Source organism: Rathayibacter sp. AY2B9 (genome assembly GCF_002931595.1).
In the GTDB taxonomy this organism is placed as follows: domain Bacteria; phylum Actinomycetota; class Actinomycetes; order Actinomycetales; family Microbacteriaceae; genus Rathayibacter.
Map to the genome: position 1 here is coordinate 438,898 of NZ_PSUB01000001.1, position 15,973 is coordinate 454,870.

The window sequence follows — 15,973 nt, forward strand, 5'->3', positions numbered from 1 at the left end:
GCCCCGGCGGTCAGAGGGCCAGCGACCTGCGGAGCCCGGCGAGGCGCTCCCGCCCGACAGCGAGGTCGGCCAGGAGCCGGTCCCTCTGACCGAGCAGTGCCTGCGCCCGCTCGACGGCGTCGGTCTCGCCGGTGACGTCCTTCTCAGCGAAGGCCACCGGCAGGGTCGTGACTGCGGCGAACGTTCGGCGCACCTTCTCCGGGTCGCTCGTGGTGAAGCCGATCGGGACGGCGCCCTCGGTCATCCCGAGGATGAGGGCGTGGATCCGGTCGCTGACGACCGCGGCGCAGTCGCGGTAGAGCTCGCGCACCCGCTCCTCGTGGTCGGCGTGCGAGACGGAGGCGTCCCAGCCCAGGACGGTGCCGTCCAGGTCGCGGGCGAGCTCGGCGCAGCGCTGCTCGTCCTCCTGCATCTGATCGACGACGACGATGCGGGCGTCGAGCGAGCGGGCGAGTGCGCGCACCGTCCCGAGCCAGACCGCGGTCGGGGCCGGACGGTCTCCCCTCAGCGCGACGGCGATCGTGCGGCGCTGATCCGCGGGACGGAACCGCTCAGGCGCGCTGCCCAGCGCGAAGGCCCAGTCCGGAGCGACGGTCCCGACGCCCAGATCGGCACGGCTGTCGGGGTCGCGCCAGCTGATCGTCCCGGTCAGGGAGAGCATGCGTCGGAACCACCGGCGGGGGAGGGATCCCTGGTCCCGCCGCAGCGCGATGCCGAGCGCGACGGGGCGGCCGCCGCCGAGGCGCGAGCGGGTCAGCAGCGCCGTCTGCCAGGTGGAGTTGACGAGGAAGCGGCGATCGAGGACCCATTCGCCCGCGTTCAGCGCGAAGCCCATGCGGGAGCCGCGCGGGCCGACGGCGAGGGCGGCACGGAGCCAGCTCGAGCGGGAGTGGTAGACCACGTCCTCCGTGGACAGGCCCAGGCCCGAGACGTACGCGGAGTGGGTGCCGGCGTAGACGTGCAGCTGTCCCTGATCGCGCAGTGCGTCGAGGTACGCCCGGCGGAGCACCGAGTCGCCCAGGTTCTCCTTCTGGCCGCTCGGGTTGACGAAGATGCGGGTGCTCATGAGGTCCCTCTTGTTCGGCGGGCACGAGCGACGGGGGCGTCGACCGCGAGATGGTAGGCGCGGGCGTAGGACGCGCCGACGGCGCTCCAGTCGCGTCCCGCGAGGACGGGTCCCGACGCGGGGAGATCGGTGGTCGCACGGACGGCGGCGAGCAGGTCGTCGCGGTCGATCCCGCCGTCGAACATGCGCACCCACTCCTGCCCGACCTCGTCGGCGAGCAGGACGTTCGCCGGGGTGCGCGGCACGAGGACGGGTCGGCCGAGCGACAGCGCGACCAGCAGGATGCCCGAGTTGTGCATCTCGGTGTAGGGGAGGATCACCAGCTGCGACGAGGTCATCTCGGCGACCATCTCCTCGTCCGGCACGAAGCCGAAGCGCGTCGTGACCCGGGCGTCGAGGGAAGCGGCCCGGGCGATCCGCTCGGCGAGGGCGGCGGGCGCCTTGCCGACGACGCCGAGGACGAGCTCCGGATCATCCAGCTCCCGGAAGACCTCGACCAGGCGCTCGACGTTCTTATAGGGCTCGATGCGGCCGAAGTACAGCAGGCGTCCCGGCTGCATCGGGGCGCTGTGCTCGAGCGGGAGCACGTCCCGGTAGTGGCCGTGCGGGATGAGGACGGAGCGTGTACTCCGCGGCACCGGCGTCACCCCCGTCAGGGTCACGAAGAGGTCCGTGCGGCGCTCGAGAGCGGACAGGAGCACCGTCTCGATGCGACCCCCGGGGGCGTGCGGCTCGAGATTGTGCAGAGTGCGGACCACTTTTCCCCGAAAAAGCGACGATCGAGCGATAAAGAGCGCGAACAATGCCGTCCGCGCCGCGGCTATCGGCTTCGATCTCCCTCTCATCAGGAATTCCGGCCAGTGGACGTGGAACACGTCCCATCTGCCGATCAAAGCCTTTCTCCAGGAGAAGAAGGAGAAGTCGATATCCTCTGGAGCGAAGCGCGTCACCTGGTCGACGAATCGTGTGGTTCCGTCCGGCGGAGCGACGGAGAGGAGGACTCGGACGGTATTCCTCTTCGGAGCCGGATCGGTCACGCGTCATTCCCTTTCGAAGTGTTCAGGATATGGAGTCCCATTCGGGGATCCGACGATTGTCGGTCGGACGAACGGGTGTCATGCCCTCGTCCCGCACTGTCTGTAATACTCGACGAACCGAGGTAAAGGCTAATCGAACGGGTTCGCGGGCGAGGTGAACGATTCTCGCCGTCATGACCCCCCAACGGGTAGCCGTACCGGTCTCGGTCCCGAATTCCCCGGTGTTACCGTCAAGTGATCCGTCTGGAGACCCCCGCCCCGTGAAAGCACTGTATCTATCCGGCGCTCCGCGCCTGTCGACCAAGCCCTCCACCGAGAGTCTGGGCCCGCGCTCGCACATTCTCGGCGTGATCAACGGCTTGGAGCAGAGCGGCGTCCGGGTCGAGCGCTTCATCGTCGGCGACGCGATGCCGGAGGCGGTGCACGGGCAGGGGTCGGAGAGCCGCATGTCCGGCTCGCGCCTGTCCATCGTGGCGACCGACGTCTTCCGGCTGGTCTCCCGGGTGCGCTCGCGCTTCCAGCTGAAGCGCCGGGTCTCCGGGTCGACCGCCGACTTCGCCTACGAGCGGTACGCGCTCTTCCAGGAGCTCGGCTCCCTCGCCCGTCGCGCCACCGGGGCCGTCTGGGTCCTGGAGGTCAACGCCCTCCTCGCCGTCGAGGCGACCAGCGAGCGACGGGCGACCACCAGCCGCGCGCTCGCCGAGTGGATGGAGGGACGCACTCTCCGCCGCGCCGATCTGATCGTCGCCGTCACGGACGCCCTCGCCGACCAGCTCACCGCCCGGTACGGCATCCCCCGGGAGCGCATCCTCGTCGTCGCCAACGGCGTCGACCACACCGTGCACCGCCCCGCAGAGATCGTGGACGGGACCCGCACCCCGAGGATCGGGTTCCTCGGCACGCTCTACCCGTGGCAGAACGTCTCCTCGCTGGTCGAACTGCTGGCCTCGGAGGACCTGGGCGAGGTCCACCTCGACATCGCCGGCGACGGACCGGTCCGCGCCGACCTGGAGAGGCAGGTCCACGAGCTCGGCCTCGCGGATCGCGTCACCTTCCGCGGACGGGTGCACCCCGACGACGTCCCCGCCTTCCTCGCCGGCGTCGACCTCTGCTTCGCCGGACACTCCAGCGCCAACGGCAGCTACTTCTCCCCGCTGAAGCTCTGGGAGTACCTCGCCGCGGGCAAGCCGGTGGTCGCGAGCCGGCACGACGTGACGGCGGGCCTCCAGCGCGAGGGCTATCCCGTCGTCTGCTACGACTCGGCAGGAGAGGAGGACCTGCGCAGTGTCCTCACCGAGAGCGTCCGCTCGCTGCCGGAGCTCTCCCGGGTCGCCGCCGACCGTCAGCGCGACGTCTGGGCCGAGCACTCGTGGGCCCGCCGCGTCGAGACGATCGTCACCTCCGTGAAGGAGACCGCATGACAGCCGCTGCGCGCACTGCGCTCCCCTTCGACCTTGGTCATGTGGACGCCCGGACCGCTCCGGAGATGATCGCCGAGATCCTCGCCGGCGAGCACCGCGGCCGCATCATCGGGAACCTCAATCTGCACGGGCTCTACATGGCGCAGACCGACGAGCACTTCCGCCGGTTCTGCGAGAAGGCCGACACCGTGCTGATCGACGGCTGGCCGATCCTGGCGCTCGCCCGAGGAACGGCGGTCGACTCGCCTCTGACTCCGCAGCACCGCATCGGCAGCACCGACTGGCTGTTCCCGCTGATCGAGAACGACGAGCCTCTGGTGGTGGTCGCCGTGGGCGGTACGCCGGAGTCCTCGGCCAAAGCGGCGGAGGCGGTCGCCGCCCGCACGTCCCGGATGACCTGGCTCGCGTACGACGGATTCGACCAGCAGTGGCACGGCATCGGCGACGAGCGGCCGCTCGCCGAGTCGCTCGCCCGTGCCGATCTCGTCCTGGTCGGGATGGGCATGCCCCGCCAGGAGCGCTGGATCCTGGAGAACCGGGACCTCGCCCCGCGGGCGGCGTTCGCGAACGTGGGGGGCTGCCTCGACTACATCGCCGGCACGCAGGCGCTCGCCCCGCGGTGGATGGGCGCCCTGGGCGTGGAGTGGCTGTTCCGCCTGGCGCGCGACCCGCGCCGCCTCGCAGCCCGCTACCTCCTCGAGCCGCTGCAGCTGCTCCGCATCGTCCTGTCCGGTCGGTCCCGCGCGAAGCGGACGCCCGGCCCGTGCGACTCTCCGCGGCCTTCCGGCCGGGTGTCGACCGGAGTCGGTCCGCACTGATCCCCGCCGGCGGGCCGCCTCAGGCCTGAGCGGAGTACTTCTCCTCGGTGGCGGCCTTCGCGGGGCGCCACCAGTCCTCGTTGGCGCGGTACCAGTCGATGGTGGCGGCGAGTCCGGCGTCGAAGTCGGTGTAGCGGGGGCGCCAGTCGAGTTCGGTGCGCAGGCGGGTGGAGTCGATGGCGTAGCGGAGGTCGTGTCCGGCGCGGTCGGTGACGTGGTCGAAGGCGTCCTCGGGTTGTCCGAAGGCGGTGAGGATGCGGGTGACGACGTCGAGGTTGCTCTTCTCGCCGTCGGCGCCGATGAGGTAGGTCTCGCCGATCTCGCCGCGGTCGATGATGGCCCAGACGCCGGTGTTGTGGTCGTCGACGTGGATCCAGTCGCGGACGTTGGCGCCGGTGCCGTAGAGCTTGGGGCGGATACCGTCGATGGCGTTGGTGATCTGGCGGGGGATGAACTTCTCGACGTGCTGGTAGGGGCCGTAGTTGTTGGAGCAGTTGGAGATCGTGGCGCGCACGCCGAAGGAGCGCACCCAGGCGCGCACGAGGAGGTCGCTGGCGGCTTTGGTCGAGGAGTAGGGGCTGGAGGGGTTGTAGGGGGTGTGCTCGGTGAAGCGCGCGGGGTCCTCGAGCTCGAGGTCGCCGTACACCTCGTCCGTCGAGATGTGGTGGTACCGCACGTCGTGCGCGCGCACCGCCTGCAGGAGCGCGAAGGTGCCGATGACGTTCGTCGCGAGGAAGGGCGTCGGGTCGTGCAGGGAGTTGTCGTTGTGCGACTCCGCGGCGAAATGGACCACCAGATCCGCGTCGGCGACCAGCCGGTCCACCAGCTCGGCGTCGGCGACGTCGCCCTCGACCAGCCGCACTCGGTCGGCGACGGGGGCGAGGGAGTCGCGGCTGCCCGCGTAGGTGAGCTTGTCGAGCACGGTGATCCGCGCGTCGGGACGCTCGCGCAGGGTGAGGTGGACGAAGTTGCTGCCGATGAAGCCGGCACCGCCGGTGACGAGGATCCGCACGAGTGCTCCTGGAGGTCGGGAAGGTCGGGGGAGGCCGGGCTCAGCGGCCCGCGTTCACGCCTTCGAGGCTGAGCAGGCGGTGGAGGTAGGCGCCGTATCCGCTCTTGACCAGCGGTGCGGCGAGCTCGGCGAGGCGGGCGTCGTCGATCCAGGAGTTGCGCCAGGCGATCTCCTCGATGCAGCCGATCTTGAACCCCTGCCTCTGCTCGATCACGCGCACGAACTCCGTCGCCTCGATCATCGAATCGAAGGTCCCGGTGTCGAGCCAGGCCGTTCCCCGGTCGAGCACCTGGACGTTCAGCCGCCCCGCCTCGAGGTAGCGCTCGTTGATCGTCGAGATCTCGAGCTCGCCGCGGGCCGAGGGCGTGATCGTCTTCGCGATCGCCACGACGTCGTTGTCGTAGAAGTAGAGGCCGGGCACGGCGTAGTTGCTGCGCGGCTGCTCGGGCTTCTCCTCGATGGAGACGGCTCGGAAGTGCTCGTCGAACTCGACGACCCCGTAGGCGCGCGGGTCGGCGACCTGGTAGGCGAAGATGACGGCGCCCTCGATCGTGGTGTTCGCCGCGAGGGCGGTGCCCAGGGCGGTGCCGTGGAAGATGTTGTCGCCCAGGACCAGGGCGACCGACTCGTCGCCGATGAACTCCTCGCCGATCAGGAACGCCTGCGCGAGCCCGTCGGGGGAGGGCTGCACGGCGTACTCGATCCGCATGCCCAGGCTCGACCCGTCGCCCAGCAGGGCGCGGAACTGGTCGTTGTACTCGGGGGTCGTGATCACGAGGACCTCGTCGATCCCGGCCATCATCAGCGTCGACAGCGGGTAGTAGATCATCGGCTTGTCGTAGATCGGCATCAGCTGCTTCGAGATGCCCTTGGTGATCGGCCACAACCGCGACCCCGAACCACCCGCGAGGACGATGCCCCTCATCGGAGCAGCCCCGGGTGAGGAGCTGCGGCGGGGGTCCGCTGCACCGCCGAGGGGAGCGTGAAGATCTGCGGGGAGAGGGTCACGGAGCCGACTCTATCGGCGGCGCCGCGGTGCCTCCGCATGCCGGTGCGGCGGGCGCGGAACCCGTGGCGGGGACTGACGGTCGAGCGACCGCTGCCGACGCGATCCGACTCCGTGAGCGGCGCGCACGCCGCTCCCGCCTCCGTATCGCGCCTCCCACTCGGAGGCCGCCGGGCACGGGGATAACTTCTCCGACGTCCGCGGCTCCGCCTGCCGCGACGGAGAGAGGTACCGCCCTGTGCACGAGGTCATCGACCAGCGGGACTCCGCGCTCCTCCCGTCTCCCGGTCCCTGCCGCCGATCCCCCCTGACGGGGGGAGTCCGCCCGTGCTGACCATCGGGATCGTCGCCCTCGACGCCTGGCACGCGGCTCCGCTCGAGCGCGCCTGGCGCCGCCAGGGGCACCGCGTGGTCGTGGTGACCGGTGACCCGGAGGGGTTCAGCGGGGCGGAGCTCCGCCCCAGCGTGCTCGCCCGCTTCCTCGAGCCCGCCCGCCGGAGGGGCGCCGGGTCCGTCGGGCTCGCCGTCGTCACGCGCCGGGCCCGCCGACTGCTCGCTCCGGAGCGGCCCGACCTCGTGGTGGCTCTCCCGGGGACGGCCGTGGAGCTCGCCGGGCTCGCTCCGACGACCGTCCTCCTGGCCGACGACCTCCCGGCACTCCCGCGCCTCCGGTTCGAGGAGGAGCGCCGCGGTGCTGTCGTCGTCACCCCGACGGAGCGGCTCGCGTCAGCCCTCGCGGGAACGGTCGTGCCCCTGGGCCTGCCGGACGCGTCGTTCCCGACGCCGTCCGCCCCCGACGGGCCCCTCCGCTTCGCCGCCGTGGGAGCCTCCGGCCTCGACCGGGGCACCGAGCGGCTCGATCTCCTCGCCCGGCTGGACGGCACCGAGTACGTCACCGTGATCGACGACGGCGGCGGGATCGCCGACGACCTCGCATCGGGGCTGCGCTCCGTCGGCGAGCAGGACCGCGACGGCGTCGTCGAGGTGCTCCGCCACTCCCACGCGTACGCCCATCTGACGCCGTCGACGACCGGCGCGGCCGCCGGACTCGACGCGCTGGCGAGCGGGCTGCCGGTCCTCGCGATCGAGTCGAGCGTCCTGGCCGATCTCTGCGCGGCGGGGGCGGGCGTGGTCCTCTCAGACGACGCGACGCGCGAGGAGTACGAGGACGCCCTCCACCGGCTCCGACGCGAGTGGACGGCTCTCTCCCGGGGGGCCGCCGAGCTCGCGCGGGAGCGCCCGTGGTCCGTCGCGGCCGAGGAGATCCTCGCCCTCGCGGAGGGACGCGTCCGTGTCCCTTGAACCGGTCCCGGCTGTCGGCGCCTCCGCCGACGCGATGCTGCCGAACGCCGTCGCCCTGCGCCTGGCCGCCGTGCTGGTGCAGTACACCCTGCGGACGCACGGCGTCCGCAGCCTCGTGGTGAAGGGCGAGGGTCTGCACCGCCAGGGGGTCCGCGCCCCGATGACGTCGGCCGACGTCGACATCTGGGTCGACCCCGAGCGCTTCGACGAGGCTCTCGCGCTGCTCGCCTCGATGGGCTGGCGCCGCCGCGCCGAGGCTCTCAGCTGGACCCTCTTCGTCGACCACTCGATCACGCTCGTCCACCCCTCGTGGCCGTGCGACGTCGACGTCCACCGCTCCTTCCCGGGTGCCTTCGAGGAGGAGCGGATCGTCTTCGACCGCCTCTGGGCGGCCGCCGAGGATCTGCCGCTGAGCGACGAGACCCTGCGGATCCCCGGGCGCGCGCACCACCTCGTGCTGCACGCCCTGCACCAGCTGCGCAGCGCGCGCTCCGCCTCGGCGACCACGGCGCTGGCGGTTCTGAAGGCGCACGGCGCCGGCCTTCCGAGCGAGGAGCGCGAGGCGATCCGCGACGCGGCCGTCGAGCTCGGCGCGCAGACGCCGATGACGGAGCTCCTCACCTCCTGGGGAGTCCCCGCCGCGCCTGAGGAGCGCTACCGGCACGCCCAGGCTCTCTGGGACGTGCGCCGCAGCTCCGACCGGCACACCTTCAACTGGCTGCACGCCGTGGCGTCCGCTCCATGGCGCCTGAAGGGAGGCCTGCTGCTGAGAGCCGCCTTCCCCACCCGCGCGGATCTCGAGGCGAGCCATCCCGAGGCGACGACGGTTCGACGTCGGCTCCGGCTCCGGGGGGAGCGGACCCTGCGGGCGCTCCGAGGCCTCCCCTCCGCCCTCACCGGTTTCGCCAGGGTGGCGCTGAGCGGCCGCAGCGAGGAGCAGGGCCCGGCGTCCTCGTTCGAAGCGATCGCGGCGACCACGGCGCCGGTGAGCGACCTCCCGGCCTCGTCCGATCCCGCGGCGAGCGCCGTGCATCCGGTGGAGGCCTCCGCCGAGGCGCAGGGAGGCAGCGCGCCGCCGGCCCAGCGCTTCGCCGTCGAGCGCACGGACCGTCAGGTCTACGTGCTCGACCTGTCCCGCCCGTCGGTTCCCCCGATCGTGCTCTCGCTGAGCGCCGCCTCGGTCTTCGAGGCCGTGATCCGGCAGCGCCGGCCCCGGGACGAGGTCGTCGACCTCCTCGCCGATCACTACGACGTCGACCGCGGGACGATGGGCCGCGACGTCGACGCCGTCCTGGCCGAACTCGACGTCCGCTTCCCGGGCGCGGTTCCCGACGGGGCGCTCTCATGAGGGCCGCCCGTTCCCGATCCCTGCGGATCCTGCACGTCCTCGACTCCTTCGAGGACGGCGGAGCGCAGCGTGTGGCACTCTCCCTGGGTGCGTGGAGCCGCGAGCACGGCTGCGAGACCGCCTATTGGGGGCGTCCCGGGCCGCTCAGCGACCGCGCCGCGCAGGAGTCGCCCGTCTTCGTGGTGCCGAGACCCGGACAGGGCTTCGCGGCCGATCTCCGCGGCCTCGCTCTCGCCGTCCGCCGGTTCCGCCCGCACGTCCTGCACGCCCACCAGCGCCGCGAGGCTCTGCTGGCCCTCCTCGTCGGCGCCGCGCTCGGTGTCCCCGTGGTCGAGCACGCGCACACCGAGCTGCCCGGGATCGACAGGCGAGCGCTCTCCTTCCGCTCCCGGCGGGTGTTCGCCGTCTCCGCCTCCGTGGGGCGGATGGTCGTCGAGGGCTACGGCCGCCCGCAGGATCGCGTCGTGGTCACCGGCAACGCCCCGGCGAACGTCACCGCGGAGCCCGCGAGCGCGCCGGAACTCGCCGAGCCGGTCGTCCGCGTCCTCGGCATCGGGCGGCTCGCGGAGCAGAAGGACCCGGTCCGCTTCCTCGCGGCCGTCGAGGCCCTCGCCCGGGTCCGGCCCGTCACCGGCACCTGGCTCGGCGACGGTCCGATGCTGCCGGTGTTGCGCGAGCGCGCCCGGGGAGCCGGAGTGGTCGACTTCGCCGGTCCGTCGGCGGACGTGACCGGAGCGCTGGACGCGGCGCACCTCCTCCTGTCGACCTCGCGGTGGGAGGGGACTCCGCTCGTGATGCTGGAGGCGATGGCCCGCCGTCGCCCGGTCGTGGCGACCGACGTCGGCGGTGTGGGCGAGCTGCTCGCCGACGGTCGGGGCCTCCTGCTCCCCGCCGACGCCGACGGGGAGCGGATCGCCGAGCTCCTCGCCGCCGCTCTGGAGCGACCCGAGGGGCTCCTGATGCAGGCCGACCGCGCGAAGGCGTGGGTGGACGAGGCCGCCTCACCCGACGCCGTCTTCGGACCCGTCGTCGCCGCCTACCGCGAGCTCGGGGGCCGACGGTGAGCGGGGGCGTGCACTCGGTGACCGTCGTGGCTCCCTGCTACAACGCGATCGCCCGGCTCGACGGCTTCCTCGCGCGGCTCGCACTCACTCTCGGACCGGGGATGCGGGTCGTCCTCGTCGACGACGCGTCCTCGGACGGCACGGCGGAGGTGCTCGAGAAGTGGGCCGAGGGACGCGAGGACGCCCGGGTCCTGCTCCTCGAGCAGAACGGCGGCGTCGCTGCCGCCCGGAACCGCGCCCTCGACGGCATCGACTCCGAGTTCGTCTGGTTCGTGGACGTCGACGACGAATGGGACACGGAGATCCTCCGGACCCTCACCGCCGAGGCCGAGCGGACGGCGGCCGACGTCGTCGTCTGCCGGGCGCTCTACCGCACCCGGCAGTCGACCTCCGGACGCGTGATCGACGGGCTCGACCGGCGCGAACTGGTCTCGTCCGAACTCGCTCTCGAGCGGATGGCGTCCGGGCGCCTGCACGGCTTCCTCTGGAACAAGCTCTTCCGCCGCGCCGTCCTGCAGGAGGAGCTCTTCCCGCGCTTGAGCTCCCAGTCCGACTTCGTCGGCGTGCTGCGGGCGGTCCAGGCGTCGGAACGGGTGCTCTTCGTGCCGGAGATCCTCTACTCCTACGTCCACACGGCGTCCTCGATCACCCGTCGGCGCGACCCGGACCTCCGGAACCTCCTGGTCTGCGCCGAGGAGATGCGCGCGGCGCTCGCCCGAACGTTCGAGGAGGTGCCGCGCCCGCTGTCGGACTGGTTCACGACCTGGTTCTACGCCGTCCCCGTCGCGCTCACCCCGATCCGCCAGAACTCCGACGCGGCGCTCGTCGAGACCGGCGTCCGGCTCGGGTCCGAGGCGCTGCGCGACGTCCGCGTGCTCCGCTCCGCGCGGTCGCCGCGGCTGCTCGTCCTGGGGCTGGTGCTCAAGCACGTCCCCGCCGCCTTCACGGCGCTCAGCCGGATCCTCTACGCCGTGCACGACACCCGCCGCCGGCTCTCCGATCGGAGGAGCACCCGGTGGACGACGTGACCGTCCCCGTGCAGGCGGCCGCGACCGGCCCCTTCCGCACACCAGCTCCGTTCCCTCCCTCCCGCACCGACCCCCGAGGAGCACCGGCATGACCTCCTACATCACCGGCCGCATCGAGCGGATGCCGGCCAGCATCACCACGCTCGACGAGGCGGCGGAGGCCGTGCTCGAGCTGTCCCGGAGCGGCCGCGACGAGCTGGTCGTCACGCCGAACACCGACCACTTCGTGCGCTGGAAGCACTCCGGCGAGTTCCGGCGGTACTACGGCCGGGCGTCCCTCGTGGTGCTCGACGGGGCGCCTCTGGTCTGGCTGGCCCGCTCGTACGGTCACCGCACGGCGAGCCGCGTGACGGGCATCGACCTCTTCACCGAGGTCTGCCGTCGCGCGGCGCTCGAGGGCGCGCCGATCGCTCTCATCGGCGGACGCCCCGGAGTCGGCGATCGCGCAGCCGCCGAGCTGCAGCAGCGCTTCGCCGGGCTCCAGGTTCCGGTCGTCGTCTCGCCGGAGCCGGCCGAGCTCGCGGACGACGCCTACCTCGCCCGCCTCTCCTCGACTCTGCGCACGGCCGACGTCCGCATCGTCGCGCTCTGCCTCGGCTCCCCCAAGCAGGAGGAGGTTCGCGAGCGCCTGCTCGCCGTCGGCGGCACGGGAGCGGTGTGCCTCGGCGTCGGCGCCGCCGTGGACTTCCTCGCCGGCGAGATCCCGCGGGCGCCGCTCGTGGTGCAGCGCCTCGGCCTCGAGTGGGCGCACCGGCTCAGCCGGGAGCCCGGCAGGCTCTGGCGGCGCTATCTGGGCGACGCCGTGCGGGTGCTGCCGAGCGTGGTCGTGGCCCTCCGCTACCGGGTGCGCCGTGCCGTCCGCTGAGCACGCGGGCGGCGTCGCCGGCGAGAGGCCGCTGGTCCTGGTCTGGAAGCGCGCGTGGCTGCAGGACTCCGAGACGTTCGTCCGCAATCAGATGCACGGACTCGAGCGCTGGCGCGCCCTCGGAGTGGGCCTCGAGCGCACCGGCTCGGGCGTCCTCCACGACCGCACGGACATCGTCCTGCACGATCCGATCACCCCTCGCGGGCGGCGGTCCCTCCTCCTGCGGTGGCTCGGAGTGTCACGACGGCTCGACGCGATCGTCGATGAGCACCGGCCCGCCCTCATCCACGCGCACTTCCTCATCGACGCCGTCTCCATCGCCCGGTACGCACGGAGGAGGCGCCTTCCGCTCGTCGTGACGGGGCACGGCTACGACGTGACCAGCTGGCCGCTCGCGACCGGAGCTCCGCGCCTGCTCCGACCCCTCGCCCGAGCTCACCGCGCCCTCGAGGCCCGCACCGTCTTCCGTACCGCGCACGCGGTGATCGGCGTGTCCCGCTTCATCACCGACGGGCTCCTGCGCCTGGGGGCGGACCCGCGGCGCACCGGAGTGGGCTACATCGGCGTCCCGACCTCCCGCCCCGAGGCCGCACCGGCTGCGGAGCGCGCGGGAATCGTCTTCGTCGGACGCCTCACCGACAAGAAGGGCGTTCCGGATCTGCTCGAGGCGGTCGCCGCCCTCCCCGGACCGATCCGCGACGTCCCCCTGACCGTCGTCGGCGACGGCCACCTGCGGGAGGCGCTCGTCGAGCAGGCGGCGCGGCTGGGCCTGCAGGTGACCTTCACCGGCTCCCTGCCCCCCGCCGAGGTCGCCCGCATCCTCGCCGGCGCCGCGGTCTTCTGCGCACCGTCTCGGACCGCGGCGACAGGCGACTCCGAGGGCTTCGGCATGGTCTTCCTCGAGGCCGCGCTCGCAGGCGTCCCTGTCGTCTCGTACCGCCACGGCGGCGTCCCGGAGGCGGTCCAGGACGGCGTCACCGGGCTGCTCGTCCCGGAGGGGGACGTGCCCGGCCTGACCGGGGCGCTCGCCGCCCTGCTCCGGGACCCGGACCGCGCGGAGCGGATGGGCGCGGAGGGACGGGAGCGCGTGCTCGCCTCGTTCGACCTCGCCGAGCGGATCCGCGACCTCGAGGACCTCTACGACCGGGCGGCCGGCCGATCGATGCCGACGACGACGGACGGAGATCGCGGATGAGCCGCGCCGAGCACCGCGCCGACGATCCGCGACCGGGCCTCCGTCCGGCCTCCGCCGGGCGGGAGAGGTGAGCCTGCGCCGGAGCACCGTCGACGCGACCGCCTGGACGGCGGTCTCGTTCGCCGTCGCGCTCGTCGTGCAGCTCGGGCAGTTCGCGCTCCTGGCGAGACTGCTGGACCCCTCCGAGATGGGGATCATCGCGATCGTCGCCCTGCTCAACGCGTTCGTCGACATCTTCCTCGGCATGGGGGTCGCCCAGGCGATCATCCAGCGCCGGCGGGCGACCAGCTTCGAGCTCTCGTCGGTCTTCTGGCTCAACCTCTCCGTCGGGCTCCTGGTCACCGTCGCCGTCCTCCTGGGTGCCGCACCGATCGCCTCCCTGCTCGGTTCCGCCGCCGCGGCGCCGGTCCTCACCGTCGCCTCGCTCGTGTTCGTGGGCAGCGCAGCCGGGCAGGTGCCGAGAGCGGTGCTCGAGAAGGGGATCCGGTTCCGAGCGGTCGCCGTGTCCGAGACGATCGCTCTCGTCGGCGGCTTCGCCGTGACGGTCTGCCTCGCGGTCTCGGGCGCGGGGGCGCTCTCCTACGCGTGGGGGCTCGTCGCGACCGCGGCTCTGCGCTCCGTGCTCGCCCTCGTGCAGGCCCGCCGCTGGTTCCGGCTGCGGTTCCGGTTCCGGATCCGCGAGACCGCCCGCTTCCTCTCCTTCGGCGTCTTCCAGACCCTCGACGGCATCGTCAACTACCTGGGCTCGAACGCCGGCTCGCTCGCGATCGGCCGCCTGCTCGGACCGGCCCAGCTGGGCGGGTACACCCTGGGATACAACCTCGCCGTGAACCTCCCCGCGAGGGTCAACCCGATCGTGACGCGGGTGATGTTCCCGGTGTTCTCCTCGATCCAGCACGACCGTGAGCGCGTCGCGCGGAACCACCTCCGCGTCACCGCGGTGCTCAGCATGGCGAGCATCCCGCCGCTGATGCTGGTGGCGCTGCGCTCCGAGGAGATCGTGCGACTGTTCTACGGACCCGGCTGGGGCTGGATCGCGGGCATGACGAGCGCACTGACGGTGGTGGGCGCGGTGCGGGCGATCGGCAATCCGGTCGGCTTCATCCTGATGGCGATGGACCGGGTGCGGTTCGGGCTGGTCGTGAACATCGTGAAGACCGCGATCACGGTCCCGATGATCGTCGGCGGGGGAGTGCTGTTCGGACTCGACGGCTTGATCGGCGGGCTGCTGCTCTCGAGCGCTCTCGGCTTCGCCGTCACCTGCGCCGTGCTGCGGGTGGTGCTCGGAGTGCGCCTCGGTGCGTTCCTGCGCGCGTGCGCGGCGGGGCCGCTGCTCGCCGCACCGATGGCGATCGTGCTGCTCCTGCTCCGCATCCTCCCCGAGGGCGCGCCCCTGCGGCTGCTCCCGGTGGAGCTGGCGCTCGCGGGCCTCGTGCTGGGAGCGACCGCCCTCCTGGCGCCGGGGCGCGACATCGCCGAGGCGCGATCGCTCGTCCTGTCACGACTGCCCGCCCGGTTCCGGCCCGGCGCCGCCGCCCCGGTCGAGGTCGCCGTGGTGCTGGCCGCTGAGGAGCGCTTCGACGGCAGCGGGGGAGCCGTGGCGACCTGGGTCCGCGAGACGGTGTCCCGGTCCTCGCTCCGGATCGCCGTGCACGCGCCGTGGTCGTCGGCGTCACCGGGCGTGGACGTCAGGCCCCATCGTCTGTACCGGCGGATCTACGCTGTCCAGCGGCGCGCGGCACTCCTCCTGGCGCATCGACGCGACAGCGACCCCGGCGCCGAGCTGCGCCGGCTGTCCTTCGGCGGGCGCTTCTGGCTGCTGGTGCTCGCTCCGTCGCTGCGCCGTGTCCCGACGGTCTGGATCCACAACCGCCCCCGCTACGCCGTGCGCCTGCGCCGCCTGGGCTACCGGGGGCGGATCGTCGCGCACCTGCACAACGACCTGCTCGATCACCTGCCGCCCGATCCCGCCGCGGCCCGGCGCTACCTCGACGCGGTCGACGAGTGGATCTTCTGCAGCGAGTTCCTGCGCGCCCGAGCGGTCGACCGGTACGGCCTGATCGCCACAGCCGTCCTGTACAACGGGGTCGTCCCTCCGCCCGAGGTCCCGCCGGCGCCGCTCGGCGGGACTGCGGAGGCGGTCTTCGCCGGGCGACTGGTGGCCGAGAAGGGAGCCCGCGAGGCCGTCGAGATCGTGAGGCGGATGCGGACCGAGCACGGCGCCGATCTGCGACTGGTCATCGCCGGCGCATCGGGCCTCGGGGACGATGCGACGCCCACCCCGTACGTCCGAGCGCTCGACGAGGCGGTCGCCACCCTGCCCGGCGCCGTGCGCCGGCTCCCGTTCCTCCGGCACGAGGACCTGCTGGAGCTGTTCGGCTCCTCGGCGCTCCTCCTCTACCCCTGCCGCTGGGACGAGCCGTTCGGGATGGTGGTGGTGGAGGCGCTCTCGCGGGGGATCCCCGTCGTGACGGTCGAGCGCGGAGGCCTCCCCGAGATCCTGCGCACCTCCGACGGAGTGGTCGACGGATCCGTCCTCGTCCCGCCGGGCACGGAGGAGGAGGTCGCGGACGCCGTCCTCGCGGAGCTCCCCGCCCTCATCGCCTCGCTGCGCGATCCCCGGCGGCGCGCGGAGGTCGCTGCGGCGTCGCGGCGCCGAGCGGAGGACTTCGGCTGGCCGGGCATCGCCCGCCGCGCGGACGAGCTGCTGGCAGACCCCCGTGGCTGAGGCGCGGGGCCGCCGCGCGCACGCGGATCGACGTTCCGCGCCAAGCCCGTCGAGGCTCGTGCCGCGCGATTAGTGTCGGCGCG

13 protein-coding genes are annotated in these 15,973 nt (G+C 72.7%); 9 read left to right on the top strand and 4 right to left on the bottom strand.

Annotated features, from left to right (window positions below):
* Window positions 1–10 precede the first annotated feature (10 nt).
* Together C5C25_RS02090 and C5C25_RS02095 are read right to left on the bottom strand one after the other, a co-directional pair.
* Window positions 11–1,066, bottom strand: coding sequence for a polysaccharide pyruvyl transferase family protein (locus C5C25_RS02090; protein WP_104249573.1), 1,056 nt, complete (start codon window positions 1,064–1,066; stop codon window positions 11–13).
* Entirely contained in the window at window positions 1,063–1,767 is a 705-nt protein-coding gene (locus C5C25_RS02095; RefSeq protein ID WP_181133612.1) for a glycosyltransferase, read from the bottom strand. Before C5C25_RS02095 ends, C5C25_RS02090 begins: the two co-directional genes overlap by 4 nt.
* Window positions 1,768–2,276: 509 nt before the next feature.
* On the opposite strand from C5C25_RS02095, the gene C5C25_RS02100 reads away from it, so the two are divergent.
* Both C5C25_RS02100 and C5C25_RS02105 read left to right on the top strand, forming a co-directional pair.
* Window positions 2,277–3,524 carry a glycosyltransferase gene (locus C5C25_RS02100; protein WP_104249575.1) on the top strand — a complete coding sequence of 416 codons (1,248 nt, stop codon included), beginning with the start codon at window positions 2,277–2,279 and terminating at the stop codon, window positions 3,522–3,524.
* Entirely contained in the window at window positions 3,521–4,342 is an 822-nt protein-coding gene (locus C5C25_RS02105; protein ID WP_104249576.1) for a WecB/TagA/CpsF family glycosyltransferase, read from the top strand. The genes C5C25_RS02100 and C5C25_RS02105 overlap by 4 nt, the downstream gene beginning before the upstream one ends.
* Before the next feature lie 19 nt (window positions 4,343–4,361).
* Here the strand turns inward: C5C25_RS02105 and rfbB are convergent, their stop codons facing one another.
* Both rfbB and rfbA read right to left on the bottom strand, forming a co-directional pair.
* A complete protein-coding gene (rfbB, locus tag C5C25_RS02110; RefSeq protein ID WP_104223009.1) occupies window positions 4,362–5,354 on the bottom strand; it encodes a dTDP-glucose 4,6-dehydratase in 993 nt (330 codons plus the stop codon).
* 40 nt (window positions 5,355–5,394) lie between these two features.
* Window positions 5,395–6,279, bottom strand: a complete 885-nt coding sequence (rfbA, locus tag C5C25_RS02115; protein ID WP_104223010.1) for a glucose-1-phosphate thymidylyltransferase RfbA — start codon at window positions 6,277–6,279, stop codon at window positions 5,395–5,397.
* 408 nt (window positions 6,280–6,687) lie between these two features.
* Between rfbA and C5C25_RS02120 the strand changes: the two genes are divergently transcribed.
* From C5C25_RS02120 to C5C25_RS02150, 7 genes are all read left to right on the top strand, one after another.
* Window positions 6,688–7,662: a hypothetical protein gene (locus tag C5C25_RS02120; RefSeq protein ID WP_104249577.1), complete on the top strand. Its 975-nt coding sequence runs from the start codon at window positions 6,688–6,690 to the stop codon at window positions 7,660–7,662.
* Complete coding sequence (locus tag C5C25_RS02125; protein ID WP_104249578.1) at window positions 7,652–9,010, top strand: PqqD family peptide modification chaperone; 1,359 nt, start codon at window positions 7,652–7,654, stop codon at window positions 9,008–9,010. The genes C5C25_RS02120 and C5C25_RS02125 overlap by 11 nt, the downstream gene beginning before the upstream one ends.
* Window positions 9,007–10,074, top strand: a complete 1,068-nt coding sequence (locus tag C5C25_RS16235; protein ID WP_146079413.1) for a glycosyltransferase family 4 protein — start codon at window positions 9,007–9,009, stop codon at window positions 10,072–10,074. The genes C5C25_RS02125 and C5C25_RS16235 overlap by 4 nt, the downstream gene beginning before the upstream one ends.
* Window positions 10,075–10,082: 8 nt before the next feature.
* Complete coding sequence (locus tag C5C25_RS02135; RefSeq protein WP_181065441.1) at window positions 10,083–11,102, top strand: glycosyltransferase family 2 protein; 1,020 nt, start codon at window positions 10,083–10,085, stop codon at window positions 11,100–11,102.
* Window positions 11,103–11,190: 88 nt separating this feature from the next.
* Window positions 11,191–11,967 (top strand): WecB/TagA/CpsF family glycosyltransferase, encoded by a 777-nt coding sequence (locus tag C5C25_RS02140; protein WP_104249580.1) that lies wholly within the window; start codon window positions 11,191–11,193, stop codon window positions 11,965–11,967.
* Window positions 11,954–13,162, top strand: a complete 1,209-nt coding sequence (locus C5C25_RS02145) for a glycosyltransferase (RefSeq protein WP_104249581.1) — start codon at window positions 11,954–11,956, stop codon at window positions 13,160–13,162. The genes C5C25_RS02140 and C5C25_RS02145 overlap by 14 nt, the downstream gene beginning before the upstream one ends.
* 67 nt (window positions 13,163–13,229) lie before the next feature.
* A complete protein-coding gene (locus C5C25_RS02150) occupies window positions 13,230–15,890 on the top strand; it encodes an MOP flippase family protein (RefSeq protein ID WP_104249582.1) in 2,661 nt (886 codons plus the stop codon).
* Window positions 15,891–15,973: the final 83 nt, after the last annotated feature.